The sequence below is a fragment of the Bradyrhizobium sp. 199 genome, from assembly GCF_023073355.1.
GTDB lineage: Bacteria > Pseudomonadota > Alphaproteobacteria > Rhizobiales > Xanthobacteraceae > Bradyrhizobium.
The window spans coordinates 59781-85933 of record NZ_JADPJI010000011.1 but is presented as its reverse complement, the minus strand read 5'-3'; the positions used below and the strand labels follow the sequence as shown (position 1 = coordinate 85933).

Annotated in this window: 29 protein-coding genes and 1 riboswitch; of the genes, 20 read left to right on the top strand and 9 right to left on the bottom strand. The window is 64.6% G+C overall.

Annotated elements, in window-relative coordinates; translation table 11 throughout:
* The first annotated feature begins 135 nt into the window (after positions 1-135).
* The gene (locus tag IVB28_RS27950) at positions 136-1164 is read left to right on the top strand and encodes a putative zinc-binding metallopeptidase (RefSeq protein WP_247530556.1); all 1029 of its coding nucleotides are present in this window, start codon (positions 136-138) and stop codon (positions 1162-1164) included.
* The gene (locus tag IVB28_RS27945; RefSeq protein WP_247530555.1) at positions 1161-2195 is read left to right on the top strand and encodes an ATP-grasp domain-containing protein; all 1035 of its coding nucleotides are present in this window, start codon (positions 1161-1163) and stop codon (positions 2193-2195) included. Before IVB28_RS27950 ends, IVB28_RS27945 begins: the two co-directional genes overlap by 4 nt.
* A 79-nt stretch (positions 2196-2274) precedes the next feature.
* Here the strand turns inward: IVB28_RS27945 and IVB28_RS27940 are convergent, their stop codons facing one another.
* Entirely contained in the window at positions 2275-2832 is a 558-nt protein-coding gene (locus IVB28_RS27940) for a 6,7-dimethyl-8-ribityllumazine synthase (protein WP_247530553.1), read from the bottom strand.
* A 77-nt stretch (positions 2833-2909) separates the two neighbouring features.
* Positions 2910-3069, bottom strand: a riboswitch (FMN riboswitch).
* A 454-nt stretch (positions 3070-3523) separates the two neighbouring features.
* Between IVB28_RS27940 and IVB28_RS27935 the strand changes: the two genes are divergently transcribed.
* Both IVB28_RS27935 and proC read left to right on the top strand, forming a co-directional pair.
* Entirely contained in the window at positions 3524-4024 is a 501-nt protein-coding gene (locus IVB28_RS27935) for a YbjN domain-containing protein (protein ID WP_247530551.1), read from the top strand.
* Between the two features lie 170 nt (positions 4025-4194).
* Positions 4195-5019 (top strand): pyrroline-5-carboxylate reductase, encoded by an 825-nt coding sequence (gene proC, locus IVB28_RS27930; protein WP_247530549.1) that lies wholly within the window; start codon positions 4195-4197, stop codon positions 5017-5019.
* Positions 5020-5150: 131 nt separating this feature from the next.
* Here proC and IVB28_RS27925 read toward each other — a convergent pair whose 3' ends face one another.
* From IVB28_RS27925 to IVB28_RS27910, 4 genes are all read right to left on the bottom strand, one after another.
* Entirely contained in the window at positions 5151-5546 is a 396-nt protein-coding gene (locus IVB28_RS27925; RefSeq protein WP_247530547.1) for a hotdog domain-containing protein, read from the bottom strand.
* 133 nt (positions 5547-5679) lie between these two features.
* Complete coding sequence (locus IVB28_RS27920) at positions 5680-5928, bottom strand: tautomerase family protein (RefSeq protein ID WP_256467021.1); 249 nt, start codon at positions 5926-5928, stop codon at positions 5680-5682.
* A 55-nt stretch (positions 5929-5983) separates the two neighbouring features.
* Positions 5984-7504 carry a histidine--tRNA ligase gene (gene hisS / locus IVB28_RS27915; RefSeq protein WP_247530544.1) on the bottom strand — a complete coding sequence of 507 codons (1521 nt, stop codon included), beginning with the start codon at positions 7502-7504 and terminating at the stop codon, positions 5984-5986.
* 189 nt (positions 7505-7693) lie between these two features.
* Entirely contained in the window at positions 7694-8776 is a 1083-nt protein-coding gene (locus IVB28_RS27910; protein WP_247530543.1) for a branched-chain amino acid aminotransferase, read from the bottom strand.
* Positions 8777-9190: 414 nt separating this feature from the next.
* Here IVB28_RS27910 and IVB28_RS27905 point away from each other — a divergent pair, with 414 nt between their 5' ends.
* From IVB28_RS27905 to IVB28_RS27895, 3 genes are read left to right on the top strand one after another with little or no spacing between them, the layout of a single operon-like run.
* Complete coding sequence (locus IVB28_RS27905) at positions 9191-9655, top strand: MarR family transcriptional regulator (RefSeq protein WP_212080775.1); 465 nt, start codon at positions 9191-9193, stop codon at positions 9653-9655.
* Positions 9652-10383 carry a response regulator transcription factor gene (locus tag IVB28_RS27900; protein WP_247530539.1) on the top strand — a complete coding sequence of 244 codons (732 nt, stop codon included), beginning with the start codon at positions 9652-9654 and terminating at the stop codon, positions 10381-10383. Before IVB28_RS27905 ends, IVB28_RS27900 begins: the two co-directional genes overlap by 4 nt.
* 18 nt (positions 10384-10401) lie before the next feature.
* Positions 10402-11790 (top strand): ATP-binding protein, encoded by a 1389-nt coding sequence (locus IVB28_RS27895; protein ID WP_247530537.1) that lies wholly within the window; start codon positions 10402-10404, stop codon positions 11788-11790.
* A 97-nt stretch (positions 11791-11887) separates the two neighbouring features.
* Here IVB28_RS27895 and IVB28_RS27890 read toward each other — a convergent pair whose 3' ends face one another.
* Both IVB28_RS27890 and IVB28_RS27885 read right to left on the bottom strand, forming a co-directional pair.
* Positions 11888-12418, bottom strand: coding sequence for a DUF3617 family protein (locus IVB28_RS27890; RefSeq protein WP_247530535.1), 531 nt, complete (start codon positions 12416-12418; stop codon positions 11888-11890).
* 44 nt (positions 12419-12462) lie between these two features.
* A complete protein-coding gene (locus tag IVB28_RS27885; protein WP_247530534.1) occupies positions 12463-12768 on the bottom strand; it encodes a hypothetical protein in 306 nt (101 codons plus the stop codon).
* A gap of 185 nt (positions 12769-12953) precedes the next feature.
* Here IVB28_RS27885 and IVB28_RS27880 point away from each other — a divergent pair, with 185 nt between their 5' ends.
* The 4 genes from IVB28_RS27880 to IVB28_RS27865 all read left to right on the top strand — a co-directional run bounded on the left by IVB28_RS27880 (position 12954) and on the right by IVB28_RS27865 (position 15756).
* Positions 12954-13415, top strand: a complete 462-nt coding sequence (locus IVB28_RS27880) for a hypothetical protein (protein ID WP_247530532.1) — start codon at positions 12954-12956, stop codon at positions 13413-13415.
* Positions 13416-13544: 129 nt separating this feature from the next.
* On the top strand, positions 13545-14249 hold the full coding sequence (locus IVB28_RS27875) for a ribonuclease T2 (protein ID WP_247530531.1): 705 nt from the start codon (positions 13545-13547) through the stop codon (positions 14247-14249).
* 178 nt (positions 14250-14427) lie between these two features.
* Positions 14428-15288, top strand: coding sequence for a 23S rRNA (adenine(2030)-N(6))-methyltransferase RlmJ (gene rlmJ, locus IVB28_RS27870; RefSeq protein ID WP_247530529.1), 861 nt, complete (start codon positions 14428-14430; stop codon positions 15286-15288).
* Positions 15289-15540: 252 nt separating this feature from the next.
* Positions 15541-15756, top strand: coding sequence for a cold-shock protein (locus IVB28_RS27865; protein ID WP_092029496.1), 216 nt, complete (start codon positions 15541-15543; stop codon positions 15754-15756).
* Positions 15757-15854: 98 nt separating this feature from the next.
* Here IVB28_RS27865 and IVB28_RS27860 read toward each other — a convergent pair whose 3' ends face one another.
* Positions 15855-16478 (bottom strand): outer membrane protein, encoded by a 624-nt coding sequence (locus IVB28_RS27860; RefSeq protein WP_247530527.1) that lies wholly within the window; start codon positions 16476-16478, stop codon positions 15855-15857.
* Between the two features lie 253 nt (positions 16479-16731).
* Here IVB28_RS27860 and uvrC point away from each other — a divergent pair, with 253 nt between their 5' ends.
* From uvrC to IVB28_RS27815, 9 genes are all read left to right on the top strand, one after another.
* On the top strand, positions 16732-18774 hold the full coding sequence (uvrC, locus tag IVB28_RS27855) for an excinuclease ABC subunit UvrC (RefSeq protein WP_247530526.1): 2043 nt from the start codon (positions 16732-16734) through the stop codon (positions 18772-18774).
* Positions 18775-18880: 106 nt separating this feature from the next.
* Entirely contained in the window at positions 18881-19498 is a 618-nt protein-coding gene (gene pgsA, locus IVB28_RS27850) for a CDP-diacylglycerol--glycerol-3-phosphate 3-phosphatidyltransferase (protein WP_247530524.1), read from the top strand.
* Complete coding sequence (gene moaD / locus IVB28_RS27845) at positions 19495-19746, top strand: molybdopterin converting factor subunit 1 (RefSeq protein ID WP_247530522.1); 252 nt, start codon at positions 19495-19497, stop codon at positions 19744-19746. Before pgsA ends, moaD begins: the two co-directional genes overlap by 4 nt.
* Before the next feature lie 3 nt (positions 19747-19749).
* A complete protein-coding gene (locus IVB28_RS27840; RefSeq protein ID WP_247530520.1) occupies positions 19750-20229 on the top strand; it encodes a molybdenum cofactor biosynthesis protein MoaE in 480 nt (159 codons plus the stop codon).
* Positions 20229-21188 (top strand): 50S ribosomal protein L3 N(5)-glutamine methyltransferase, encoded by a 960-nt coding sequence (prmB, locus tag IVB28_RS27835; protein WP_247530518.1) that lies wholly within the window; start codon positions 20229-20231, stop codon positions 21186-21188. The genes IVB28_RS27840 and prmB overlap by 1 nt, the downstream gene beginning before the upstream one ends.
* Positions 21189-21279: 91 nt before the next feature.
* Positions 21280-21867, top strand: a complete 588-nt coding sequence (locus tag IVB28_RS27830; RefSeq protein ID WP_247530515.1) for a phage holin family protein — start codon at positions 21280-21282, stop codon at positions 21865-21867.
* Positions 21868-22998: a YihY/virulence factor BrkB family protein gene (locus tag IVB28_RS27825; protein WP_247530513.1), complete on the top strand. Its 1131-nt coding sequence runs from the start codon at positions 21868-21870 to the stop codon at positions 22996-22998.
* 163 nt (positions 22999-23161) lie between these two features.
* The gene (locus IVB28_RS27820) at positions 23162-24652 is read left to right on the top strand and encodes an EAL domain-containing protein (RefSeq protein ID WP_247530511.1); all 1491 of its coding nucleotides are present in this window, start codon (positions 23162-23164) and stop codon (positions 24650-24652) included.
* A 15-nt stretch (positions 24653-24667) separates the two neighbouring features.
* The gene (locus IVB28_RS27815) at positions 24668-25522 is read left to right on the top strand and encodes a TIGR01459 family HAD-type hydrolase (protein WP_247530509.1); all 855 of its coding nucleotides are present in this window, start codon (positions 24668-24670) and stop codon (positions 25520-25522) included.
* 174 nt (positions 25523-25696) lie between these two features.
* On the opposite strand, the gene IVB28_RS27810 is transcribed toward IVB28_RS27815, so the two are convergent.
* Positions 25697-26092: a response regulator gene (locus tag IVB28_RS27810; protein ID WP_007596883.1), complete on the bottom strand. Its 396-nt coding sequence runs from the start codon at positions 26090-26092 to the stop codon at positions 25697-25699.
* Positions 26093-26153: the final 61 nt, after the last annotated feature.

Here is a 26153-nt window from a genome sequence, read left to right as displayed (position 1 = left end):
CTAGCTCGCCTCGCTTGCGGCGCGAGGGAGCGCGCGCATTTTGCGTCCCTTACAACACCGACGCGGCGGGTTGTTGCCAGCCCCGCCCCATGACATCATCCGGATATCGAGTCAGCTCTGCCATCTGGATGCCTGATGCCCCGCCGGAAATTTGCCTGGGAAAATCTGTCGGATGAGCAGCTGCTCCAGCAACGCCTCCGCAGCCTGAGGGTTGCGGTCGAAGGCACCTGGCTCGAGGACTGCGTCAGCACGCTCTATGAGGAGCTGGAAGAACGGGATATCCGGCTGCGGCCGCACACGTGGATGTCGAGCGAATGGTTCAGTCCGGGCGGCGTTCCCGGCATCGCCATTCCGTTCTATCTCGCTCATCCGCGCCTGATGAAGCTCGAGAAGAAGATGATGTTCGACGTCGAGGGCGGAACTTGGCGCGAGTGCATGGCCATCCTCCGTCACGAAGCGGGCCATGCGATCCAGCACGGCTACCAGTTGCAGCGCCGCCGGCGCTGGCAGCAACTGTTCGGCCCGTCCTCGAAACACTATCCACGCTATTACCGGCCCAATCCGGCCAGCAGGCGTTACGTCCAGCATCTGCGGCTGTGGTATGCGCAGAGCCATCCCGACGAGGATTTCGCCGAGACCTTTGCGGTGTGGCTGCGGCCGCGCTCGAACTGGCGGACGCGATATGCCGGCTGGCCGGCACTGAAGAAGCTCGAATATGTCGACGAGCTGATGGGCGAGATCGCGGGAAAGCGGCCGCTGATCACCACGCGGGAGCGTGTCGATACGCTGGGTCGGCTCAGCCAGACGCTCGAAGACCACTACAAGAAGAAGCAGGCGTTCTACGCCTTCACACCTCCGAAGACCTACGACCGCGATCTCTCCCGGCTGTTTTCGGCCGATCCGCGGCATCACCGGTCGAAGCCGGCTTCTGCCTTGATCCGGCGGCACCGCGCCCATATCAGGCAGCTGGTGGCGCGATGGACGGGCGAGAATCAGCTTACACTCGATGCCGTGCTCGATGAGATGATCTCTCGGTGCCGCGAGCTGGACCTGCGCGCCGTCGGTCCCGAACCGAAGCTTGTTCTCGATTTTACCGTCCTCGTAACTGCCAAGACGATGCACACGATGTTCGGCCCGTCTCGGCGCAAATGGATCGCGCTATGAGACGTCTGCGCATTCTGGTGCTCATGCATCCGGACTTCGTGCCGCCGGACTCCAGCGACGGACACACCGCGCAGGAAATCAACGCGTGGAAAACCGAATACGACGTCGTGAGCACCTTGCGCGCGGCGGGCCATGAGGTTCGCCCATTGGGCGCGCAGGAGGAAATCAAGCCGGTGCGCGAGGCGATCGAGGAGTTCAAGCCGCACGTGGTTTTCACGTTGCTGGAGGAATTCCACAACAACGTCGCCTTTGACCAGCACATCGCAAGCTATCTCGAGCTGATGAAGGTCCCTTATACCGGCTGCAATCCGCGCGGCCTGACCCTGGCGCGCGGCAAGGATTTGTCCAAGACGCTGGTGCATCACCGCCGGATTGCCGCGCCGGCTTTTGCGGTCTTCCCGATGCGCCGCAAGGTAAAGCGCCCGACCCGTCTTGCGCTGCCGCTGATCGTCAAGAGCCTGAACATGGATGGGTCCTTCGGCATCTCGCAAGCGTCGATCGTCGATACCGACGAGAAGCTGGTGGAGCGGGTTGCCTTCATCCACGAGCGGGTCGAATCCGCCGCCATTGCCGAGCAGTTCATCGAGGGACGAGAGCTTTACGTCGGCGTGCTCGGCAACAATCGCCTACGCGTTCTACCGGTCTGGGAGTTGAAATTCGGCAGCATGGGCGGCCGCTCCTCACGGCACATCGCCACCGAAAAAGCCAAGCACGACACCGACTATCAGGAGAAGCTCGGCATCGTCGACGGGCCTGCGAAGGATCTGGCGCCCGACGTCACCGCGCGCATCCAGCACGCCGCGAAACGCATCTACCGGGTGCTCGGCCTCGACGGCTATGCGCGCATCGACTTTCGCCTCGCCGCCGACGGCACGCCGTATTTCATCGAGGCAAATCCCAACCCTGAAATCGCCAAGAGCCAGGAATTCGCCACGGCGGCTCAACATGCCGGGCTCAAATATCCGGACCTCCTTCAGCGCATCCTGACCCTCGGGATCAGCCGCGCCAAGGCGGGGGTGTCGCTGGGGTGATGACGAACACGGCGATCGTCCCTCATCCTTCGAGACGCGCTTCGCGCTCCCTGGGATGAGGGATGGTCGTTGCGCTGCGTTACACGATTCCCGCGGCGACCTGGCCGCGCAATCGCTCAAGACCATGCAGTGTGTTGGCGCAGGCCTCGGCGACCTCGACACCCTTGATCGCAAAATGCTTGCGGAAGAAGTCGTAATGCACCTCGGTCTCGTGGAATTGCTGCGGCGTCAGCACGGCTGAGAACACCGGCACCTCGGTGCGGAGCTGCACCTCCATCAGCGCCTTGATCACAGTATCGGCGACGAACTCGTGGCGGTAGATGCCGCCGTCGACGACGAGGCCCGCCGCGACGATCGCGGTGTAGCGCCGCGTCTTGGCGAGGACCTGTGCGTGCAGCGGGATTTCGAACGAGCCCGGCACCTCGAACACGTCGACATGGGTGAGGTGCCGCGCCTCGGCCTCTCTCACAAAGGCAATGCGGGCTTCCTCGACCACGTCGCGGTGCCAGCAGGCCTGCACGAAGGCCACCCGCTGCGGCTTTGCGAAGCGCGGGTGCTCGGTTGCCGGCCCCTGCGGAACCGGCGGTTGGGTCACTTCGGACGTTTCGGCTTGGGGATCTTGCAACATCTGATTCATGGCTTTCCTCGGTTTAAGGACCAGAATCAGGGCACACGGAACGACAAACAGCCGCATCTTGCGATGCGTCCGCCACCGACCGTTCTCTTTCATCCGGACTTTAACCGTCGGCTTCGGAGTTGCACCGAATCTGCTGACCCTTCCGTTCGGGATAACCCTCGCGGAAGGCGCTCGCGGGCTCTGAGCCTTTCGGCCCTTACCGCCGGTGGGGACTTTCACCCCGCCCTGAGAACATCGGCCGTCCGGGATGAACGGCCTGCCGGCAAATATGCAGCCCTCGCGCGGTCGCGGCAAGCGTGTTCCGCATGGGTAAATCGCATGGTCCCATGCCATCGCCGTGGGAGCGGCCCTCGCGGCACGGAATTAACGATTGGGCGCCCCTCCCCTGGATCCGATTCCGGTTTGTTCTCCTCCCTCCGGATTGGGAGGTCCGGCGTTAAGAATTGTGGCGGAGATGAGCTGTGGACGACCGAGTCCTGGCTTGTGGACGGACTCGGGACCCGGTTGCGCAGATTCCGCAAATCACATCACTTGATCCGCGACAGGCCCGCGCCGATCCAAGGGGATCGCAAGAGCGACACCAAGGGATCGCAGCAGCGCTTCCGAGGAGATCGCTCGCGACGTTGAGGGAGTTCGCCGGGCCAGCCGCGTGCGTATCAAAGACAACAAAAAGGCAAGAGGTCGAGACGGCATGTCCCTGCTCGAAGGCACTATCGATTCCAAAAGCCATCCGCTCGCGGTGGTCGAGGATATCGCTGCCAGCAACAACTGGCCGTTCGAACGCTCCGGCGAAGACGAACTCACGATTGTCTCGAAGGGACAATGGACCGACTACCAGCTCTCCTTCACCTGGATGGGCGAGATCGAGGCGCTGCATCTGGCCTGCGCCTTCGACATGAAGATTCCAGTTGCGCGCCGCAGCGAGGTGCAGCGGCTCGTCGCCGCCGTGAATGAGCAGCTGTGGGTCGGCCATTTCGACCTGTGGACCACCACCGGCATGGTCATGCACCGCCAGGCGCTGGTGCTGCCGGGCGGCCTCACCGCCTCCACCGGACAATGCGAAGCCATGCTCGCCGGCGCCATCCACGCCTGCGAGCGCTACTTCCCGGCGTTCCAATTCGTGGTGTGGGCCGGCAAGACCACGACCGAGGCGATGGACGCGGCGATGTTCGACACGGTGGGAGAGGCGTAGGGAATCGCTTCTCTCCAGCGTCGTCCCGCATATCGCGTGATTCATCTCGTGCACGCGGCTTGTTGCCAACACCGCCATCCACTAGAACCGCCTGTAGTAACGCGACGAGCGAGCGCTCGCGCGGGAGTCCCCGCCTTCGCGGGGACGACAGCGAGCTTGTGGCGGCAGCGATGGCGAACAATACCCTCCAAAATGTCACCGGCACCATCCTGCTCGCCGGCGCCGGCAAAATGGGCGGTGCGATGCTGACCGGATGGCTTACGGGCGGGCTCGACCCGCGCCGCATCGCCGTGATCGATCCGTTCATCTCGCCTGATATCACCGCGCTTGCCGCCAAGGGCGTTACGCTCAATCCGGACGTAAAAGCGGCCGGCCCGGTCGAGACGCTGGTCGTCGCGGTGAAGCCGCAGATGTTCCGCGAGGCCGGCGCCAAATTGAAGGCGTTCGTCTCCGACAAGACCTCGGTGGTCTCGATCATGGCGGGAACCACGATCGCGTCGCTCCAGGATGTCTGCGGCGGCGCCGTGGTGCGCGCGATGCCGAACACGCCGGCCGCGATCGGCCGCGGCATCACCGTTGCGGTCGCGGCAAAAACCGTCAGCACCGCGCAACGTGCGGTGGCCGATGCACTGCTGCGCGCCACCGGCTCGGTCGAATGGGTCGACGATGAAAGCCTGATGGACGCGGTGACGGCCGTGTCCGGATCGGGACCGGCCTATGTGTTCCTGCTCGCCGAGGAGCTCGCCCGCGCCGGCATCGAGGCCGGGCTGCCCGAGGCGCTGGCAACGAAGCTTGCGCGCGAAACCGTCGCCGGCTCCGGTGAGCTGCTGCACCAATCGGAGCTGCCGGCCGGCACGCTGCGCCAGAACGTCACCTCACCCGGCGGCACCACGGCCGCGGCGCTCGGCGTGCTGATGGATGAATCCGGGCTGCGCGATCTCATGATCCGCACGATCGCGGCAGCGACGAAGCGGTCGCAGGAATTGGCGAAGTAAGGAAGCTATCCCCTCATGGTGAGGAGCGCGAAGGGCCGTCTCGAACCATGCAGGCCCGGCTCTCGCCTGTGGCGATCCTTCGAGACGACCGCTGCGCGGTCTCCTCAGGATGAGGGCAGAGCAAGCGGCTGCTACGTCGTCCCCAGCCGCTTGTTGAACATCGCTACATTGACGAGCCCGCGCGCGTGGCGGCCTTCGCCGAGCTTGCGCGTGCCCTCGAACGCCTCGACCTCGAAGCGGATGACACGGCGTTCGACCGCGACCACCTTCGCCGTGGTCCGCACCGTCGCGCCGACGAGGGCGGCTGCAAGATGGCGGATATCGACCTCGGTGCCGACGGTGACCCAGCCGGGCTGAAGCGCCGCACGAATCGCATCGCCCGACGTCATCTCCATTTCCAGAATCATCATCGGCGTCGCATAGACCATCGGCATGCCGGACACGAAATGCCCGACCGTGCGATCCACTGGGACCACCAGCGCGCGCTCGGCGCTCATGCCGATCGTGATGAAGTCACGTGCGTCCATGATGTTTGCTCGTCATTCCGGGGCGCGCCAAGCGCGAACCCGGAATCCAGAGGTTGTCGATCGAGATTCCCCAATGCGCAGTTGCGCATTGTGGTTCAGCCCTGACGGGCTGCCCCGGAATGACGCTATCGCGTCACTTCTTCGCAGCCGCCGCGCGCTCCACAAAGGTCTTGCCGCCCTTCATCTTGTGGCGAAGCGGGGCTTCGTTGATCTGGATGACGACGGCATCGGCGTCGACGCCGAGATTCTTCACCAGCGCCTGGGTGATGTCGCGCATCATGCCGGCCTTCTGTTCGTCGGTGCGGCCTTCAGCCATGCTGACGGTGATCTCAGGCATTTTTCTCTCCCTTGCGGCCGAACACCGGCCATTGACGGTCGCCATCAAACAAGACGTGGATGCCCGGGACAAGCCCGGGCAAGACGGCCTGGCGGAATGGCTATCCCCACTTTACGTCATGGCGCGCCAGCACCTCGCGCACCTTGGCGACGAGTTCGGCTTCGCTGCAGGAGAACTGCGCCGGGCGGCTCTCGCGCCATTCCTGGTTTGAGGCGATCGCGGCAGCCGCTTTGGCGCCTTCGATCAGATCCTTGATCTGCAGCTCACCGCGCGCTTTTTCATCCGAGCCCTGGATGATCACGCAGGGGCTGTTGCGGCGGTCGGCATATTTGAGCTGGTTGCCCATGTTCTTGGGATTGCCGAGATAGAGCTCGGCGCGGATGCCGGCGGTGCGCAAGCTTGCCACCATCTTCTGATAGTCGGCGACGCGGTCGCGGTCGAACACGGTGACGACGACGGGGCCGAATTCGGGCCGCGTGTCGAGCTTGCCGAGCAGCGTCAGCGCAGCCTGCAAGCGCGACACACCGATCGAGAAACCGGTCGCCGGCACCGGCTCGCCGCGGAAGCGCGAGACGAGGCCATCATACCGACCACCGCCGCCGACCGAGCCGAAGCGCACCGGGCGGCCCTTTTCATCCTTGGTTTCGAGCAGGAGTTCGACCTCGTAGACGGGGCCGGTATAATATTCGAGGCCGCGCACGACGGACGGATCGATCTTGATGCGGTCCGCACCGTAACCGGAGGCCGTGACAAGCTTGGCGATCTCTTCCAGCTCGCTCACGCCGGCCTGACCGATCTCGCTCTTGGCGAGGTAGGCTTCTGCGGCGGAAATGGCCTCTTTCCAATCCGCGCGCGGTTTGGTGATGGCGAGAACGACGTCGGCCTCCGCAGCGCTCAAATTGGCGCCCTTCGTGAAGTCGCCCTTGCCTTCTTCGCCGCCGTCCCATCGTCCAGGACCGAGCAGCTTGCGCACTTCATCAGCGGAAAACTTGTCGAGCTTGTCGATCGCGCGCAGCACGGTCAGCCGGCGCGCCGCGTTCGCCTCGCCCGCGAGCCCGATGGCTTCGAGCACGCCGTCGAGCACTTTTCGGTTGTTCACCTTCACGACGTACTGGCCGCGCGCGATGCCCAGCGCCTCCATCGTGTCGGCGGCCATCATGCATATCTCTGCATCCGCCGCCGGCGTCGCCGATCCCACCGTGTCCGCATCGAACTGCATGAACTGGCGGAAGCGGCCGGGGCCGGGCTTTTCGTTGCGGAAGACGTAGCCGACGCGGTAGCTGCGGTAGGGCAGGACCAGAGCGTCGGTGCCGTATCGCTCGCCGACGTAGCGCGCGAGCGGCGCGGTCAAATCGTAGCGCAAGCTGATCCACTGCTCGTCGTCGTCCTGGAACGAGAACACGCCCTCGTTCGGACGATCCTGGTCGGGCAGGAACTTGCCGAGCGCATCGGTATATTCCATCGCCGGCGTTTCCACGGGCTCGAAGCCGTAGAGTTCGTAGACGGCGCGGATTTTTTCGACCATCTCGCGCGTCGCCCGGATCGCGGCGGGATCGCGATCCTCGAGCCCGCGCGGCAGGCGCGCCTTCAGTTTCTGGGGTTTTTTGGGTTTTTCGGCCATGCGCGGCGTTTATCAGCCGCGGCGCGAGGCGGCAACTGCCGGCTGATGGCGTTCCCCGGATGCTGCGCAGCGCGCCGCCTGTTGGCGGCGTGGTGCGCTGCTGATCCGGGGTCCATCCGCGGCGAGATGGGTCCCGGCTCTGCGGCGCACCGCTGAAGAAGCGCTGCGCAGCGTCCGGGGCACGAGATCTCAAAACACCTTTTTGATCCAGTTGTGCGGATCGTTGGTGCGGCCGTACTGGATGTCGACGAGCTGCTTGCGCAGGCCCATGGCGACCGGACCGGCGGCACCGCCACTGATCTCGAAATCGCCGCTGACCGAGCGCACCTTGCCGATCGGTGAGATCACGGCCGCCGTGCCGCAGGCAAACGCTTCCTTCAGTTTGCCGGAGGCCGCATCCTTGCGCCACTGGTCGAGCGAGTACGGCTCCTCGCGAACCGTCTTGCCGGCATCCTTGGCCAGCGCGATGATGGAGTCGCGGGTGATGCCCGGCAGGATCGTGCCAAGCGGCGGCGTCGAGAGCGAGCCGTCGTCGAACACGAAGAAGACGTTCATGCCGCCGAGCTCCTCGATGTAGCGGCGCTCTAGGGCATCGAGAAACACGACCTGATCGCAGCCGTGCTGGATCGCTTCGGCCTGGGCGCGCAGGCTCGCAGCATAATTGCCGCCGCATTTGACGGCACCGGTGCCGCCGACGGCTGCGCGCGTGTAATTCTCCGACACCCAGATCGAGACCGGAGCAGGCCCGCCCTTGAAGTACGACCCGACCGGCGAAGCGATCACCGCAAAAATGTATTCGGACGAAGGCTTGACGCCGAGGAAGGTCTCGCTCGCGATCATGAAGGGACGCAGGTACAGACTGCCCTCGCCGCCCGGCATCCAGGCGCGGTCGATGCGCACGACCTGTTCGACCGCTTCGATGAAGACATCCTCGGGCAGCTGCGCCATCGCCATGCGGTCGGCCGAATCCTTGAAGCGCCGCGCATTGGCGTCGGGACGGAACAGGTTCACGCCGCCGTCGTCGCGCTTGTAGGCCTTGAGGCCCTCGAAGATCTCCTGCGCGTAGTGCAGGACGGCGCCGGCCGGATCGAGCTGGAAGTTGGCCCGTGCTTCGATCCGCGCTTCATACCAGCCGCCCTCGGCTTGGTTGTAGCGGACGATGGCCATGTGATCGGTGAAGACGCGTCCAAAGCCGGGGTCCATCAGCTTGGCCACACGATCCTTCTCAGGAGTCGGATTGGATGCGGGCTGGATGTCGAATGTCATGCTCATGTCCTTGGCTCCCGCTGCCGCTATCGGCGCTGTTCTGGCGCCAGCAAACCCTGTTTCGGGCCGGCTGGCTTCATTAGGTGTCTGGCTGGACCAGCGCCAGCCTTGTTACGGCCGGTTTCCCGTGGCCAGCATGTCGGCGAGGACATGCTTTTGCGGAACGCGGAAGTCCAGTATGTTTTGCCGAAACGCCGCTCGACAATCGCACGGTAGATCTGATCCGGCGGCCGTCGCCTGTCCGGCTCCTTCCGCCGCCCCTGCTCTGACGCTGCCCGCCGCGAGACGATCTAAAATTTCGTGCGGGTCGATCGTTTTGTAACATTGAACCCAAGATACGTCAATATGCCTGACATAAATTTCACGGCTTCCTCTCACGACGCTGCCGAGCCCAGGCGGGCCGCAGACGATGGAGGCAATTTGCGCTGGGATATCATCGAGCTACTGTTCTTCGCCTATCGTGATTTCGTCGGCGATCCCGACCAGGAGCTGGAGGCGTTCGGCTTCGGCCGGGCCCATCACCGGGTCATGCACTTCGTCTATCGTTATCCCGGGCTCAAGGTCGCCGACCTCCTCGACGTCCTGCGCATCACCAAGCAGTCGCTCGGCCGGGTGCTCAAGCAGCTCCTGGACGAAGGCTACATCGTGCAGAAGACCGGCGACAATGACCGCCGCCAGCGCCTGCTCTATGCGACGCCGAAGGGCGAGGCGCTGGTGCAGAAGCTCGCGGGGCTGCAGACCACGCGGATCACCAAGGCGCTCGCCGAGATGAGCCCGCAGGATGCCGAGACGGTCAAGCGCTTCCTGCGCGCGATGATCGATCGGGACGATCCGGACAAGGTGCTCGAGACGATCTTCGCTTCCGTCAACAACGCCAAGGAGTGACCGTGCCGCTTGCTGCCACTCTCGCCCGCCCGCCGGCGCGCCCCGCCGACGACGCGCCGCATCTGCTGCTCGTCGACGACGACCGCCGCATCCGCGATCTGCTCTCGCGCTTCCTCGCGGCAGAGGGCTACCGCGTCACCACCGCCGCAAGCGCCGGCGATGCTCGATCGAAACTGCTGGGTCTGCATTTCGACCTGCTGATCCTCGACGTGATGATGCCCGGCGAGACGGGCTTCGATCTCGCCCGCTTCATCCGGACATCCTCCTCGGTGCCGATCGTGATGCTGACGGCGCGCCATGAAGCTGAGGCCCGCATCGAGGGCCTGCAGATCGGCGCCGACGACTACGTGGCGAAGCCGTTCGAGCCGCGCGAGCTTGCGCTGCGCATCAACAACATCCTCAAGCGCGCCGCCCCGCCGCCGCAGGCCGCGACCGTGGAGAAGATCGCCTTCGGTCCCTACATCTACCATCTCGAGCGCGGGGAGCTGCGCCAGGGCGAGGAGGTCATCCACCTCACCGACCGCGAGCGCGAGATGCTGCGCATTCTCTCGGAGACGCCGGGCGAGACCGTGCCGCGCAGCGCGCTGACCGGCAATGGCAGCGTCAATGAACGCGCCGTCGACGTGCAGATCAACCGCCTCCGGCGCAAGATCGAGACCGACCCGGCCAATCCGCTGTTTCTTCAGGCGGTGCGCGGCATCGGCTACCGGCTGGTGGCCTCGCCATAACACAGTGAAGCGCGACCGATGAGCACGATCGATACCGGCCTGACGCTGCTCCGAAGCGCCGCCGGCCGCGTCTCCGCCGCCAATGGCTGGATGGGCAACGCGTTCAAGGGCTGGATGCCGACCGGCCTCTACGCCCGCGCGCTGCTGATCATGATCGTGCCGATGGTGGTGCTGCAATCGGTCGTCGCCTTCGTGTTCATGGAGCGGCACTGGAACACGGTCACGCGCAGATTGTCCGCCGCGGTGGTGCAGGACATCGCCACGCTGATCGACGTCTACAAGGGTTATCCGCAAGACAAGGATCGCGACCAGATCCGCCGCATCGCCCAGCAGCGCCTCGGCCTCGTCGTCGATTTCCTTCCCGCTGGCGACATGCCGCCGCCGGGACCGAAGCCGTTCTTCTCGCTGCTCGACCAGACGCTATCGGTGCAGCTTGGCCGCCAGATCGGGCGCTCGTTCTGGATCGACACGGTGGGCCGCTCCAATCTGGTCGAGATCCGCATCCAGCTCGACGATGCCGTGATGCGCGTGTTCGCGCAGCGCAGCGCCGCCTATGCCTCCAACTCGGAGATTTTCCTGTTCTGGATGGTCGGCACGTCGTCGATCCTGCTGATCGTCGCCGTGCTGTTCCTGCGCAACCAGATCAAGCCGATCCTGCGGCTTGCGGATGCCGCCGAAAGTTTCGGTAAGGGCCGCGAGGCGCCGAACTTCCGCCCGCGCGGCGCGCGCGAGGTGCGACGCGCCTCGGTCGCCTTCCTCGAGATGAAGTCGCGCATCGAGCGCACGATGGAGCAGCGCACTGCTATGCTCGCCGGCGTCAGCCACGATCTGCGCACCATCCTGACCCGCTTCAAGCTCGAGCTGGCGCTGATCGGCGACAGCCCCGAGCTCGAGGGCATGCGCAAGGACGTCGACGAGATGTCGATGATGCTGGAGGATTACCTCGCGTTTGCGCGGGGCGATTCCGGTGAGCAGTCGCAGCCGACCGACATGGCGCAGGCGCTCGAGGAGTTGCGCGGCGACGCCGAACGCCACGGTCATGCCGCGACCGTTGCCTTCCACGGCCTGCCCGTCGTGACGGTGAAGCCGGCCTCGTTCAAGCGCTGCCTCGCCAACCTCGTCACCAACGCGGCACGCTACGGCAAGAGCATCGCCATCACCGGCCAGCGCGATCACCGTTATTTGACCGTCACGGTCGACGATGACGGACCGGGCATTCCCGCGCATTTGCGCGAAGAAGTGTTCAAGCCGTTCCTGCGGCTGGACAACGCCCGCAACCAGGATGAAGGCGGCACGGGCCTCGGCCTCGCCATCGCCCGCGACATCGCCCGCTCGCACGGCGGCGACATCACCCTCGGTGACAGCCCGATGGGGGGACTGAGGGCGAGCGTCCGAATTCCGGTGTAGCCGGTCTTCACCTCTCCCCGGAGCGCGAGCGAAGCTTGTTTGGGCCCCGTAAGAACGGGCGAGGGAGCCGCACCGATTTCGCGGCTACAGGATCCACCTACTTCGGCAGCAACGCCTTCAGCTTGTCCACGTCGCGCACGTTCATCTTGAAGCCGCCGGGCATCACGATATCGCCGGGCTTCTGATCCGGCTTGCACGCCCCTAGCCATTTGGCTTGCAGCGTCATGGTGTTGTCGCGGCCGGCCGCGCCCGCGACGCCGCCTTGCGCGTGCGAGGAGGTCTTCACCGTGTAGCCCGAATTGAAATCGCCTGATATCTCGGCGTGCGACGTCGTGTTGACGCCGGCGACGTTGCACTCGGAATCGCTGACATAGCCGGTCGCGGTCTTCTTGATCTCCTGCTTGGCGCAGATCTGCCTGGCCATCGGCGAGACGTTGTTGTTCATCTCCTTGTCGACGGTCTCGTCGGTGCAGTGCTGCATGGTCATCTCGGGCACCGGCGAGCCTGATGTGACCAGCCTCATTTCCCAAAGACCGGCCTTGCGCACCGGCAGATCCTCGGCGCAGGCGCTGCCCGCCGGCACCACGAGGCAAAGCATCGAGCCGAGCAAAGCGAGTTTGCGCGTCATGCGAGAAGCTCCGGGCTGAGAGATTGCGGCGTTACGACAACGCTTCAGTACAGCGTGCGGATCGGCTGCTCGGCTGCGCCATAAGGCACCCAGCGGCACGAGAACGAGATGTAACCCCCCTCGTAGGCTTGCACCGCCAGGAATTTGACCGCCTTGCGGTAGCGCGCGCAGTGATCGACCGCGACCTGCCGCGCATCGACCTGGGTGGCCATGGAATAGGCGATGATGCCGCCGGTGTCGTTGCCCTTGAATGGCGGCACCGGAAAGATGTCGGCGCGCGCCGACTGGCTCGCCATCATGCCCGAGACAACCAGGCAGGCAAGAAGGCCCGCGGCCGCAATGATTCGCATACCCGTCACTCCAATTGGCTGGCCGCCAGTCTACGGTGCCGGGATCGCCGTGAAAAGAACTGAAGCCCTGTCGGCAGTGACGTTACCGTCAACTCGTGGCGAAGTGTTGCCGCGCTGCACTTGACCTCCCCCGGGCTTCGCGGCACCGTTTGACCTTCGCAAGACTTCAGCTGTCCGGATTACTCATGCGCGCCCCCTTCCCGAAATCGCTCCGCTTTGTAGCTTTGCTCGGCCTCATGTTCGGGGCGCTGTCGCTCGGCGAGGCCAGGGCTGCCAATCCGCTCGAGCTGAATTTCTGGCTGAGCGGGCCGCGCTATGATGGCGCCGTCGCCGAGTGCGACAGGGCGCTGCCGACGATTGCCACCCAGTTCTGGGAAAAGGAAAGCTCGTTCTGGAATTCCTCGCTGAAGATCACCGGCTTCTCCGCCGTTCGCGAGACCGCGTTCCGGCCCTGGCAGTCCGACAACATCCCGCGCCGCTACTGCACCGGCGAGGCGATGCTCAACGACGGCAAGCTGCGCAAGGTGCATTTCTCGATCATCGAGGATGGCGGCTTCGCCGGATACGGCAACGGCGTCGAATGGTGCGTGGTCGGGCTCGACCGCAACTGGGCCTACAATCCGGCCTGCCGCGCCGCCAAGCCGTGATCAGCCTTGATCAAGAAGCCTTGATTCGGATCGTTCGGAGCTCTGAACAGCACCCGCCTGAATTTTGTTCTTGAAATGTTCTTGCCGCCTGCTAGGCTTCCGCACACAGTCTAGTTGAGGGGCGTTGCCATGTTTCATTCCAGATTGCACTCGTTCTCCCGCCTGGTGATCTCGCTGGCCCTTTCCCTGATCCTTGCCGCGGGCCTCGCCTCATTCGCCGGTGACGCAAAGGCCCAGGACAAGCGCCAGAACGCGCCCGGCGAATTCGACTTCTATGTGCTGTCGCTGTCATGGTCGCCCTCGTTCTGCGAGGAGGCTGCCGAGCGCGGCGGCCGCTCGCAGGTCCAGTGCGGCGGGCGGCCCTACGCCTTCGTGGTGCATGGGCTGTGGCCGCAATATGAGAATGGCTTTCCGGAATATTGCCAGCGTCCCTCGCCGCGGTTGAACCGCAGCATCGTCTCCTCGATGCTCGATTTGATGCCCGCGCCGGGCCTGATCTTCAACGAATGGGACAAGCACGGCACCTGCTCTGGCCTCGAAGGCCGCAGCTATTTCGAGACGATCCGCAAAGCGCGCGCCGCGATCAAAATTCCGGCCGAATATCTCGATCTGTCGCAGGCCAGGACCGTGGCGCCGGCGGAGGTCGAGGAGGCCTTCATCAAGGCCAATCCGGGGTTGAGCAATACGGCCGTCTCGGTCACCTGCAACCGGACGCGGCTCTCCGAAGTCCGCATCTGCCTCAGCAAGGACCTGCAATTCCGCGCCTGCGATGAGATCGAACGCCGCGCCTGCCGCCGCGATCAGGTCACTATGCCGCCGATCAGGGGCGGTTAGGCCGAGGTCTCAGACCGTCATTCCGGGTCACGCGAAGCGCTAACCATGAGCACAGTTGCGCATCGAGGGAATCCACCCGCCATAACCGATGGCGGAATGGATTCCAGGCTCGGTGCTGCGCACCGCCGCCCGGAATGACGGGAGTTACTTTCATCGCGCGATGTCGTAACTCTCCGCTATGAATTACCGCCACGCCTTCCATGCCGGCAGCTTCGCCGATGTCATCAAGCACATCGTGCTGGCGCGCATCATCACCTATCTGCAGGACAAGCCGGGGGCGTTCCGCGTCATCGACACCCATGCCGGAGCCGGCCTCTACGATCTCGAGAGCGAGGAGGCGCGCCGGAGCGGCGAATGGCTGACCGGCATCGCACGGCTGATGCAGGCGCGCCTGTCGAACGAGAGCGCGGCGCTGGCCAAGCCCTATCTCGACATCGTGCGCGCCTTCAATCCGAAGGGCGAGCTCAAGGCCTATCCGGGCTCACCGTTGATCGCGCGCGGCCTGCTCAGGCCACAGGACCGCCTCGTCGCCTGCGAGCTGGAGCCGAAGGCGCGAAAAGCGCTGATTGGCGTGCTGCGCCGCGACGAACAGGCCCGCGTGGTCGACCTCGACGGCTGGGTGGCGCTGCCGGCCTTCGTGCCGCCTAAGGAGCGGCGCGGCCTCGTTCTGATTGATCCGCCCTTCGAGGCAAAGGACGAGTTCGAGCGGCTGGGCGAAGCCTTCTCGACGGCGTTCGCGAAATGGCCGACCGGGATCTATGTCATTTGGTATCCGGCCAAGAACCGGCGTGCCACCGACATGCTGGCCGAAACGGTGGCGCGGCTCGCAGCTGCAGCAAAACCACCGGGAAAGTGTCTGCGCCTCGAGTTCAGCGTTGCGCCCCAGCTCGACGGCGGGGCTCTCGCCTCGACCGGGCTCCTGATCGTCAATCCGCCCTACACGCTGCAGGGTGAGCTCAAGACGATCCTGCCGGAGCTGGAAATGCCGCTCGGCCAGGGCGGCGCTGCCAGATTCCGATTGGAGGTACCGAGGCCGTAACACTCCGGCATCTTGGGAAAAATATGCAGGAGCGGTAGTCAATCTGCCGAGAACCGTATTATGCTGTTTCTGTGACTGGCTTTACGTTCCGCTTCCGCGAATGGTTGCGGCGGAGTGAAGGCCTAAGAAAGATCCGGCCGGACCGTTGAGGTCCGCCCAAGGATGGCCAGCTCTCCCGGGCTCCGTGACGCCCGGTCATGTCGTGACGTGAGTCTGCGTCGCGGCGGAGGAGCAATGAGGGGGAGTTTCCCGATGGCCATGACGGGAACGGTTAAGTTTTTCAACGGCGAACGCGGCTACGGGTTCATCAAGCCTGACGACGGCGGCCGCGACGTCTTCGTGCACATTACTGCTGTGGAGCGGGCCGGACTAAAGGACCTTGCGGAAGGACAGCGTATTACCTTCGAAGTCGAACCGGACAAGAAGGGGAAGGGGCCGAAGGCGGTCGATCTGGTCATCCTCTCCTAGCGAGCCTGACGAGCAACATTCGACACGACACTTGGCGCAAAAAAAATCCCGGCCGGGAGTGGCCGGGAGTTGTTGTCCGGTATTTTCTTCTTCAGATATCAGAAGCGATAGTTCACGCCTGCGCGCACAACGCTGGCGCTATAGCCGTTTGACACGCCCGTAATTGCGAACTGACTGGTGGACAGATCGATGTAGAGATATTCGAGCTTGGCGCTCCAGTTCGGAGCCAGACCCACTTCCGCCCCGGCGCCGATGGTCCAGCCGGCGGTGGTGTGCGATTCCGTCCAGCCGAAGGTCTGCGCGCGCAGTTCGCCGAAGGCGAGGCCGGCGGTGCCGTAGAACAGCACGTTGTTGAAGGCGTAGCCGGCGCGGCCGCGCAGGGTGCCGAACCACGGATTGGAGAATTTCCACGGCGCGAAGGTATCGTCGGCGCCGGCGGCCTGGATGTCGCCCTCGACGCCGAACACAAACGGCCCGTTCTGGAAGTTGTAGCCTGCCTGCACGCCGCCGACGAAGCCGGACGGCTTTGAGGGATTGTTGTCGACCGAGCCCCATTCATAGCCGATGTTGCCGCCGAGATAGGGACCGGCCCAGCTATACGCGTTCAGCGGCTGGTTGACCGTATAGGGCGCACGCTGCCCGTAATTGAGGTCGGCGGCCTCTGCCGAAGCTGTCCAGCCGGCTGCAACCAACGCGGCTGCGCCCACAACGAGCCTCTTCATCACACACTCCAACGCAACTGTTGCAACCGGTGCGAAGCCTGACGCCGCCGCGCGAGGCAAACCGCATGGTTACGGAACCACCACTTTTCGCGTAAGATTTATCGAGAGTTTTCAGTTAAAGGCCTGTTAAGCCGGGTTACCGCGCTGTTAACAGGCTTAAGCAAGTGTTACCGGGAACTGCCTTGCCGCCCCTCCTGTGCGCGCCGCACGGCCGGAACTTCAAATCGGCATCCTCAGCGCCTAAATTCGCTCCATGGTTCACGATTCCCCCGACAATCCAGACGACCGCGCGCACAAATTGCCGCCGGCTGCCGCGAGCGACACGCCGCCCGACCTCGATCCCGCGACGACCGGCGGCGACGACGAGGACGAGGCGCGGCTGCCTGATATCCTGGAAGAGAGCGGCGCGGTCGGCGAAGGACCGCTGGCGAGCGGTCACGAGGCGATCGAGCGCGCGGTCCGCCTCGCCCCCACCTCGCCCGGCGTCTATCGCATGCTCAATGCGAGTGCCGACGTGCTTTATGTCGGCAAGGCCAAGAACGTCAAAAAGCGCCTCTCGAGCTATGCGCGCCAGAATGCGCCGCAGCCGGCGCGCATCCTGCGCATGATCGCCGCCACGGTGAGCGTGGAAATCGTCTCGACCAACACCGAGACCGAGGCGCTGCTGCTGGAAGCCAACCTCATCAAGCAGCTTCGGCCGCGCTTCAACGTGCAGCTGCGCGACGACAAATCGTTTCCCTATATCCTGATCACCGGCGACCATTGGGCGCCGCAGATCCTGAAACACCGCGGCGCGCAGAGCCGGCCCGGACGCTATTTCGGTCCGTTCGCCTCCGCCGGCGCGGTCAACCGCACCATCACAGCCTTGCAGCGCGCGTTCCTGATCCGCTCCTGCACCGATTCGTTCTTCGAGAGCCGCACCCGGCCTTGCCTGCTCTACCAGATCCGCCGCTGCGCCGGCCCCTGCACCCGCGAGATCGACTTTCCCGGCTATACGACGCTCGTGCGCGAGGCGAGCGACTTCCTGTCCGGCAAAAGCCGTGCGGTGAAGCAGGAGCTTGCCGGCGAGATGGAGAAGGCGGCTGGTGAGCTCGAGTTCGAGCGCGCCGCGCTCTACCGCGATCGCCTCGCCGCGCTGTCGGCGATCCAGTCGCAGCAGGGTATCAATCCGCGCACCGTCGAGGAAGCCGACGTGTTCGCCATCCACCAGGAGGGCGGCTTCTCCTGCGTCGAGGTGTTCTTCTTCCGCACCGGCCAGAACTGGGGCAACCGCGCCTATTTTCCGCGCGCGGAAAAGACATTCACCCCGGAAGAGGTGCTCGGTTCCTTCCTCGCCCAGTTCTACGACGACAAGCCGCCGCCGAGGAACATCCTGCTCTCGCACGAGATCGACGAGAGCGAACTGCTGGCCAATGCGCTGGCGATCAAGGCCGGCCACAAGGTCGAGGTTGCCGCGCCCAAGCGCGGCGAGAAGAAGGAGCTGGTCGCTCACGCGCTGACCAATGCGCGAGAGGCGCTCGGCCGCAAGCTCGCCGATACCGCCACGCAAAGCCGCCTGCTGGACGCCATCGCCACAACGCTGAGCCTGCCGCATTCGCCCAAGCGCATCGAAGTCTACGACAACAGCCACATTCAGGGCACCAATGCGGTCGGGGCCATGATCGTCGCCGGCCCTGATGGCTTCGTGAAGAACCAATACCGCAAGTTCAACATCAAGTCGGAAGGGATCACGCCCGGCGACGACTTTGCCATGATGCGCGAGGTTCTCGAGCGGCGCTTCAAGCGCCTGATCAATCCGCCCGAGGAGGGCGTGGCCAAGGCGAAGGACGACGATTTTCCGCAATGGCCCGATCTCGTCATCATCGACGGCGGCCGCGGCCAGCTCAACGCCGTCTGTGAGATCTTCACAAATCTCGGACTGACCCAGGTGTCGCTGATGTCGGTCGCCAAGGGCCCGGACCGGGATGCCGGCCGCGAAACCCTGTTCATGCCGGAACGCGAGGCCATCAAGCTGGAGCCGCGCGACCCCGTGCTCTATTTCATCCAGCGTTTGCGCGACGAGGCCCACCGCTTCGTCATCGGCTCGCACCGCAAGCTGCGCAAGAAGGACATCCGCGAAGCCGGTTTGCAGGAGATTCCCGGCATTGGCCCGTCACGCAAGCGTGCCTTGCTGCATCATTTCGGGACCCTGAAGGAGATCGAACGCGCTTCAATCACCGATCTCGGCAAGGTTCCGGGGGTGAGCGCCGAGAGCGCCCGCAGGATTTTCGAGTATTTCCATCCCCAGGCGGGATGAATAAAAGGGGCCCAAAAAGAGCCAGGTCATATGGTCGTTGCATCCCACACCCCATCTGTGGAGCGGAACGGTTGACCTTCAGGCCGCAGCGGTATTGGTAGGACCGATGAACATCGCCACGACACGAGGGACGACCAGCCGCGCGATGTCCCTCCCGAACATCCTGACCTATGGCCGGATCGCCGCGATCCCGGTCGTGGTCGGGTGCATCTACGCGCAGTCGATTCTGGATCAGCCGCTCTGGCTGCGCTGGGTGGCGGTGGCCATCTTCATCGGGGCCGCGGTGACCGACTACCTCGACGGCTATTATGCGCGGATCTGGAATCAGCAATCGGCATTCGGCCGGATGCTCGATCCGATCGCCGACAAGCTGCTGGTCGCCTCGTGTCTGCTGATGCTGGCTGCCGACGGCATCATCCATGGCTGGTCGCTGTGGGCCGCCATCGTGATCCTGTGCCGCGAGATCCTGGTCTCGGGCCTGCGCGAATACCTTGCCGCGCTCCGCGTCAGCGTGCCCGTGACCAAGCTTGCCAAGTGGAAGACCACGGTCCAGCTCGTTGCGATCGGCTTCCTGCTCGCTGGCCCGGCCGGTGACCAGGTGATGTCCGTCGTCTCCATGATCGGATTGGCGCTGCTGTGGGCCTCGGCAATCGTGACCATCTACACAGGCTACGACTATTTCCGCGCCGGCATCCATCACCTCATCAAGGAGGACGAGGGATGAAGGTGAAGTATTTCGCCTGGGTGCGCGAGCGCGTCGGCAAGGCGGAGGAGACCATCGAGCCTCCCGCGACCGTGCGCACCGTCGCGGAGCTGATCGCTTGGCTGTCCAGCCAAAGCGAAGCCTACGCCTACGCCTTCGAGAAGCCGAAGGTGATCCGCGCCGCGATCGACCACGCCCACGTCAAATCGGACGCTGCGATCGCCGGCGCTCGCGAAATCGCGTTCTTCCCGCCGATGACCGGCGGCTAGACCATGGCCGCCTCGGTCACCTGTCCCGTCACCATCCGTATCCAGGAGGCCGATTTCGATATCGCCCGCGAAACCGCGCTCCTGACCAAGAGCCGCACCGACATCGGAGCCGTCGTGAGCTTCTCCGGCATCTGCCGAGCCGACGAGGACAGCGCGAACATCGCCGCACTGACGCTGGAACATTACCCCGGCATGGCGGAAGAAGAGATCAAGCGTCATGTCGACGAGGCGGTCTCGCGCTGGCCTTTGAACGGCGTGACGGTCATCCACCGCGTCGGCCGCTTCATGCCGGGCGAGAACATCGTGCTGGTGCTGACGGCATCGCAGCACCGCCAGGCCGCGTTCCAGGCGGCCGAGTTCCTGATGGATTATCTCAAGACCAACGCGCCGTTCTGGAAGAAGGAAGAGAGCGAAGCCGGCACCGGCTGGGTCGAGGCCCAGGCCCGCGACGACGAAGCCGCCGCACGCTGGACGAAACCCTGATGGCAAAATCATCCAAAACGACGGTGCGCGGCCGCGCCGCGCCCAAAGCTGCCAAGGTCGGTCCGGGCGAACTTCTCACGCTGATCGACTACGTCCGCTTTGCGGTCAGCCGCTTTGTCGAAGCCAAGCTGGCCTTTGCCCATGGCACCACCGATCCGGTTGCCGAAGCCGTCTTCCTCGTGAGCGAGGCGCTGCATCTCAATCCCGAACAGTTCGAGATTTTCGCCAATTCGCGCGTCACGATCGCCGAGGGCAAGGCCGTCCTGGATCTCATCCATCAGCGGGTCACCACCCGCAAACCCGCCGCCTATCTCGTCAACAAGATCTACATGCGCGGCCTGCCCTTCTATGTTGACGAGCGCGTCATCGTTCCGCGCTCCTTCATCGGCGAACTACTGGAGTCGCATTTCGGCGGCGAAGAAGCCGCCGGCGCGCTGATCGACGACCCTACGGCTGTCGAGCGCGTGCTCGATCTCTGCACGGGATCCGGATGCCTTGCCATCCTCGCCGCGCATCATTTTTCGAACGCCGCCGTCGATGCCGTCGACATCTCCAAGGGCGCGTTCGAGGTCGCCTCGCGCAATATCGGCGAATACGGGCTCGAGGACCGGATCAGCCTGTATCGCGGCGACCTGTTCGCCCCACTTGGCGATGCGCGCTACGATCTGATCATCACCAATCCGCCTTATGTCGATGCCGAAGGCATGGCGGCGCTGCCGCCGGAATGCCGGGCCGAGCCGAAGCTCGCCTTCGATGGCGGCCGCGACGGTCTCGACGTGGTGCGCCGGATCCTGCGCGAGGCGCCCGATCACCTCACGCCGGATGGCGGGCTGATCTGCGAGATCGGCCGCGGCCGCGAACTCGTCGACGAGGCCTTTCCGGAACTGCCGCTGCTCTGGCTCGACACCGAGGACTCCGAGGGCGAAGTGTTCTGGATCGCAGCCGCCGACCTCGGCTGATTCCTCACGACCGATCAAGCTCCGTCGGAACAAGTCAAATACCGCCACGTTCATCCCGAGACGAATTTTCTTGCTCTCGGAGGATGTCCGCATGCTCGCGCCATCGGGCGAATTGCTGCGCGCCGGCATGGCGCTGAAGCTCAATCATCTCAAGCGCGCCGCGCAGTCGTATATGCGTGACCGCACCAGCCAGGCCACCGGACGCGCAACGTCCTACGCGGTCGCGGCGGGTCTGTTCGCGGTGGCCGGGCTGTTCGCGCTCGCGACCTTTTTCGTCGGCCTGATCGCCCTCTACCGCTGGGTTGCAATCAGCTACGGGCAATTCTGGGGCTTTGGTGCCGTCGCCGCCGTGCTGCTGTCCTTGGCTGCGATCTGCGCCGGCGTCGCCATGTCCATGATGAAGCGGCCGACCAAGCCGATCGTCCCGCTCGCGAGCCGCATGCGCGTTGCGATCGCCACCCCGCGGATCCCGCGCGGAACGGTCAAGCAGGCGGTGAAAGAGGTCGCGACGACGATCCCGCTCGTGCCGCTCGCGCCGGGTGAACGCGGCCATGGCAGAAAGGCCCGGCCCGTTCGCACCAACCGGCCCGTGCAGCTTGGCTTGATGCTCGCGGCCATCGGACTGGCCGGATTCACAGCGGCGCGCCGCATGCGTCACGGCCAAAGATTGGACGCTTGAATGCTGGCGCGGCGCTCCGAGCAGGTCGATTCCTGGCTGCTGGTGGCGGCAACGGCCGTCTTCGTGCTGACTGCGGAGCGCTACTTTCAGGACTCTGGCGTTGTCGCGTCGGGGCCTCCCCAAGACCACCGCAAAGGCGAGGCGAATTCACCGGAGACGCATCCGGCGGGCGCAGCCCTGGAGCCCGGGCGCGGCCGTCATGCGAAGAGCCCGTTAACGATCCCTTGGGCGGGCTGGAAGGATATTTTCTGGCGCACCTATCAACGCATCGACGAGGACCGGCTGCTGGCGACCGCAGGCGGCGTCGTATTCTTTGGGCTGCTCGCGGTTTTCCCCGCGGTCACGGCGGTGGTTTCCTCCTACGGCCTGTTCGCGGATCCCGCGACCATCAGCGCCAATCTCCAGACGCTTGCGACCATGCTACCCGAGGGCTCGTTCCAGATCGTCGAGGACCAGGTCGCGCGCGTGGTGTCGAACGGCAATACCACGCTCGGGGCCACCTTCCTGCTCGGCCTCCTGCTTGCGATCTGGAGCGCCAATGCGGGCGTCAAGGCGATCTTCGATGCCCTCAACGTCGCCTATGAGGAGCGCGAGAAGCGCAGCTTCATCAGGCTCAACATGGTGTCGCTGGCCTTCACGATCGGCGGCATCGTGGCGCTGCTGCTGATGGTGGGCGCCGTCGTCGCCTTCCCGCTCGCGCTCAATCATCTCGGCATGGCGCCCGAAAGCAAGCTGATCGTGGCGCTGGCGCGATGGCCGCTGCTGTTCCTCATCCTGCTCGTGGCGCTTGCGATCCTGTACCGCTTCGCGCCTAGTCGCGATGCGCCGCGCTGGCAATGGCTGAGCCCCGGCGCGGTGACCGCCGCCATCCTCTGGATTGCCGGCTCCGCGCTCCTGTCCTGGTATCTCTCGGAATTCGCCAATTACAACGCGACCTACGGCTCGCTTGGCGCGGCGATCGGCCTGATGATGTGGATGTGGATGTCGGCGATCGTCATCATGTTCGGGGCGGAGCTGAATTCGGAGATCGAGCGGCAGACGCTGAAGGATACGACCACCGGGCGCCCCAAGCCGCTCGGTACCCGCGAGGCCGTCTCGGCCGATACGGTCGGCGCCGCCGTGCCATCCTGACTTCACGACTGTCCAGAACGTGCCGGCCTGAGGCCGCTATCCCCTCGAATCAACAATGATGTTAAGGTCACGCGGCTTGGGGGAGCATGAGGCGTGACGGGATCGCACAGTAACCCGTCTTTTCCCGGGTGAGGCAGTCAGCTCTTGAGGCGTAACGCGCGGCATGATTCGCATTTCGACGATCTTCATCGCCATCTGCATGGTTCTGGTCGCGGCCTCGCTTGGGCTTGTGCTTTACGCCGTCGCCGGCATCAGCGGAACCGAATCCGCGATCGTGGCGCTGACCGCGCTGACCTTCCTGATCCTCTACCACGCGGTATCGATGCGGCTGCGCGACCGCAGCGACGTCGGCAGCCAGATCGCCGATCTGTCGCGCGGCACCGCCGATCTCGCCCGTCAGGTCGCCGAGTTCGGCCGCCGGCTGGCTGCTGTCGAGGGACGCATCGCCTCGTCCAATTCAACCAACTCCGACCGCATCCAGTCGGTGGTCGGCGAGATCAACGAGCTTGGCGGTTTGGTCAGGCAGCTCGCCACCACCGTGTCGGCCCATGAGGACTTGCTGGCCGGCAGTGCACCGACGCCGGCTCCGGGCCCGGCGGCTGCCTGGTCCGAGCCGGAGGCGCCGATCGACCTGATTGCGCCGTTCGAAGAGCGGCCGCCTGCCCCTCCTCCGCTTCCCGCAGTACCTCCGCTGGCGCGGCCGGCGCCGGCCGTCCAGCCCCAGACCACCAACCCGATTCAGACGCCCTCCGGGCGCAACCAGACTCAACTGCTTGCGACGCTGCGCAATGCGATCGACGAGAACCGCATCGACATCTTCCTCCAGCCGATGGTGACGCTGCCGCAGCGCAAGGTGCGGTTCTACGAGGCGGTGACGCGCCTGCGCGACGAGCGCGACCAGCTCGTCGCAGCGGAGGAGTTCATCAGCATCGCGGAGGCTTCCGGGCTGATCGGCCGCATCGACAACATGGTCATGCTGCGCTGTGTGCAGGTGCTGCGGCGCCTGATGGTGCGCAACAAGGACGTCGGCGTGTTCTGCAATGTCGCGGCTTCCACGCTCGGCAATTCCACCACCTTTGCACAATGCCTCGACTTTCTCGAAGCCAACCGGGCGCTGGCGCCCTCGCTGGTGCTGGAGTTCAAGCAATCAACATTCCGCAATCTCGGCCCGGCCGAGACCGAGAATCTCGCAGCGCTTGCCCAGCGCGGCTTCCGCTTCTCGATCGACCATGTCACGGATCTCAGGATCGAGCCGCGCGAGCTGGCCGACCGCGGGGTGCGCTTCATCAAGGTGCCGGCCACGCTGCTGCTCGACCCCAGGCAGGCCTCGACATCGGACATCCATCCCTCCGATCTCTCCGACCTGCTCGGCCGCTTCGGCATCGACCTGATCGCCGAAAGGATCGAAGGCGAGCGCGCGGTCGTGGACCTGCTCGACTATGACGTGCGGTTCGGCCAAGGCTTCCTGTTCGCGCCGCCCCGGCCATTGCGGCCGGAGGGAGCATCTGCTACCGGCGGGGCCGCGCCGAACCAGGCGCAGGACATTCAGGTATCCAATGGCTCCGCTCCCCCCGGCCAAGGCGCGACATCTGGCGCGACGTCAGCCGCAGCTCAACGCATCAGCGGCAACGCGGCGCTCGCGCGCCGCATCTGACCGGCCCCGCGCATCATGACCACGCTGCATTTCGCTGAAAGCCTGCGCGAACTCGTCGGCGGCGTCGATGTCGTGCTCAGCGACATCTGGGGCGTCGTCCATAACGGCCTCGAAGCCTTCCCCGAAGCCTGCGAGGCGTTGCACACGTATCGCAGCCGCGGCGGTACGGTGATCCTGATCACCAACGCACCACGGCCGGCCGACTCCGTGCAGCGGCAATTGCGCAAGCTCGGCGTCGCCGACGAGACCTATGACGCGATCGTGTCTTCGGGCGACCTGACGCGGCTCTATGTCGCCGATCATCCGGGCCGCAAGATGTTCTGGCTCGGCCCCGAGCGCGACAATTCGATCTATCGCGGCCTCGACGCGAAAACCGCGCCGCTGGAGGAAGCCGATTACATCGTCTGCACCGGGCTCTACGACGACGAGACCGAAACGGCGGAAGACTATCGCGGCATGATGCTGAAGGCGCGCGAGCGCAAGCTGACGCTGGTCTGCGCCAACCCCGACATCGTGGTGGAGCGCGGCGACCGGCTGATCTATTGCGCCGGCGCCATCGCGGAGCTCTATCGCGAGCTCGGCGGCGAAGTGATCTTCTACGGCAAGCCGCACCGCCCGATCTATGAGCGCGCAATGGCGCTCGCCGGTGAACGCCAGGGCCACCCGATCGACCGGAAAAAGGTGCTGGCGATCGGCGATTCCGTCCGCACCGACTTAACCGGCGCGCGCGAATTCGGCATCGACTGCCTGTTCGTGACCCGCGGCATCCATGCCGAGGAGTTTGAGGGCCTCGATCAGCTCGATCCGACATCGGTGATGGAATTGTTCGGCCATCCGCCGAAGGCGCTGATGCGCGAATTGAAGTGGTAAGGGCCTCACTTCGAAACCGCGCCGATATAGACCAACGGCTAAGTGCCAGACGCCGTCATGGCCGGGCTTGACCCGGCCATCCACGTCTTCATGCGCATCCACAAACGTGGATGCCCGGGACAAGCCCGGGCATGACGATCTCGATGGATAGTTGTTTTGCCGCTCAGGCGGCGCTTACGCGCTCGCCATGTCCGGGAAGACCGCCTCGATCTTGGTCTTCAACGTCGCCGCATTGAACGGCTTGACGATATAGTTGTTCACGCCGGCCTTCTTGGCCGCGATCACGTTCTCGGTCTTGGATTCCGCCGTGATCATGATGAAGGGCGTGGTGGCGAGGTTCGGGTCCGCGCGCACTTCGCGCAGCAGGTCGTAACCCGTCATCGGCTCCATGTTCCAGTCGGAGATCACGAGCCCGTACTTCTTGCCGCGCATCTTGTTCAGCGCTGCCGAACCGTCGCTGGCATCATCGATGTTCTCGAAGCCAAGCTGCTTCAGCAGATTCCTGATGATACGGATCATGGTGCTGTAGTCATCCACCACCAGAACCGACATCGACAAATCAACCGCCATCTCGACTCCCCCAACGCAAACCAGGAAATATTACGATCGGACCTGCCAGGCCGCAGCCCGG

Bases quoted from the DNA above. Each gene is read 5' to 3' on its own strand.
- moaD (WP_247530522.1), top strand. From the start codon at position 19,495: ATGAAGGTGAAGTATTTCGCCTGGGTGCGCGAGCGCGTCGGCAAGGCG.
- IVB28_RS27815 (WP_247530509.1), top strand. From the start codon at position 24,668: ATGACCACGCTGCATTTCGCTGAAAGCCTGCGCGAACTCGTCGGCGGC.
- IVB28_RS27940 (WP_247530553.1), bottom strand. From the start codon at position 2,832: ATGAATCAGATGTTGCAAGATCCCCAAGCCGAAACGTCCGAAGTGACC.
- prmB (WP_247530518.1), top strand. From the start codon at position 20,229: ATGGCAAAATCATCCAAAACGACGGTGCGCGGCCGCGCCGCGCCCAAA.
- proC (WP_247530549.1), top strand. From the start codon at position 4,195: ATGGCGAACAATACCCTCCAAAATGTCACCGGCACCATCCTGCTCGCC.
- IVB28_RS27910 (WP_247530543.1), bottom strand. From the start codon at position 8,776: ATGAGCATGACATTCGACATCCAGCCCGCATCCAATCCGACTCCTGAG.
- uvrC (WP_247530526.1), top strand. From the start codon at position 16,732: ATGGTTCACGATTCCCCCGACAATCCAGACGACCGCGCGCACAAATTG.
- IVB28_RS27825 (WP_247530513.1), top strand. From the start codon at position 21,868: ATGCTGGCGCGGCGCTCCGAGCAGGTCGATTCCTGGCTGCTGGTGGCG.
- IVB28_RS27945 (WP_247530555.1), top strand. From the start codon at position 1,161: ATGAGACGTCTGCGCATTCTGGTGCTCATGCATCCGGACTTCGTGCCG.
- IVB28_RS27820 (WP_247530511.1), top strand. From the start codon at position 23,162: ATGATTCGCATTTCGACGATCTTCATCGCCATCTGCATGGTTCTGGTC.
- IVB28_RS27840 (WP_247530520.1), top strand. From the start codon at position 19,750: ATGGCCGCCTCGGTCACCTGTCCCGTCACCATCCGTATCCAGGAGGCC.
- rlmJ (WP_247530529.1), top strand. From the start codon at position 14,428: ATGAATTACCGCCACGCCTTCCATGCCGGCAGCTTCGCCGATGTCATC.
- IVB28_RS27810 (WP_007596883.1), bottom strand. From the start codon at position 26,092: ATGGCGGTTGATTTGTCGATGTCGGTTCTGGTGGTGGATGACTACAGC.
- IVB28_RS27860 (WP_247530527.1), bottom strand. From the start codon at position 16,478: ATGAAGAGGCTCGTTGTGGGCGCAGCCGCGTTGGTTGCAGCCGGCTGG.
- IVB28_RS27885 (WP_247530534.1), bottom strand. From the start codon at position 12,768: ATGCGAATCATTGCGGCCGCGGGCCTTCTTGCCTGCCTGGTTGTCTCG.
- IVB28_RS27925 (WP_247530547.1), bottom strand. From the start codon at position 5,546: ATGGACGCACGTGACTTCATCACGATCGGCATGAGCGCCGAGCGCGCG.
- IVB28_RS27950 (WP_247530556.1), top strand. From the start codon at position 136: ATGCCCCGCCGGAAATTTGCCTGGGAAAATCTGTCGGATGAGCAGCTG.
- IVB28_RS27830 (WP_247530515.1), top strand. From the start codon at position 21,280: ATGCTCGCGCCATCGGGCGAATTGCTGCGCGCCGGCATGGCGCTGAAG.
- IVB28_RS27880 (WP_247530532.1), top strand. From the start codon at position 12,954: ATGCGCGCCCCCTTCCCGAAATCGCTCCGCTTTGTAGCTTTGCTCGGC.
- pgsA (WP_247530524.1), top strand. From the start codon at position 18,881: ATGAACATCGCCACGACACGAGGGACGACCAGCCGCGCGATGTCCCTC.
- IVB28_RS27920 (WP_256467021.1), bottom strand. From the start codon at position 5,928: ATGGCGACCGTCAATGGCCGGTGTTCGGCCGCAAGGGAGAGAAAAATG.
- hisS (WP_247530544.1), bottom strand. From the start codon at position 7,504: ATGGCCGAAAAACCCAAAAAACCCCAGAAACTGAAGGCGCGCCTGCCG.
- IVB28_RS27875 (WP_247530531.1), top strand. From the start codon at position 13,545: ATGTTTCATTCCAGATTGCACTCGTTCTCCCGCCTGGTGATCTCGCTG.
- IVB28_RS27865 (WP_092029496.1), top strand. From the start codon at position 15,541: ATGGCCATGACGGGAACGGTTAAGTTTTTCAACGGCGAACGCGGCTAC.
- IVB28_RS27935 (WP_247530551.1), top strand. From the start codon at position 3,524: ATGTCCCTGCTCGAAGGCACTATCGATTCCAAAAGCCATCCGCTCGCG.
- IVB28_RS27890 (WP_247530535.1), bottom strand. From the start codon at position 12,418: ATGACGCGCAAACTCGCTTTGCTCGGCTCGATGCTTTGCCTCGTGGTG.
- IVB28_RS27895 (WP_247530537.1), top strand. From the start codon at position 10,402: ATGAGCACGATCGATACCGGCCTGACGCTGCTCCGAAGCGCCGCCGGC.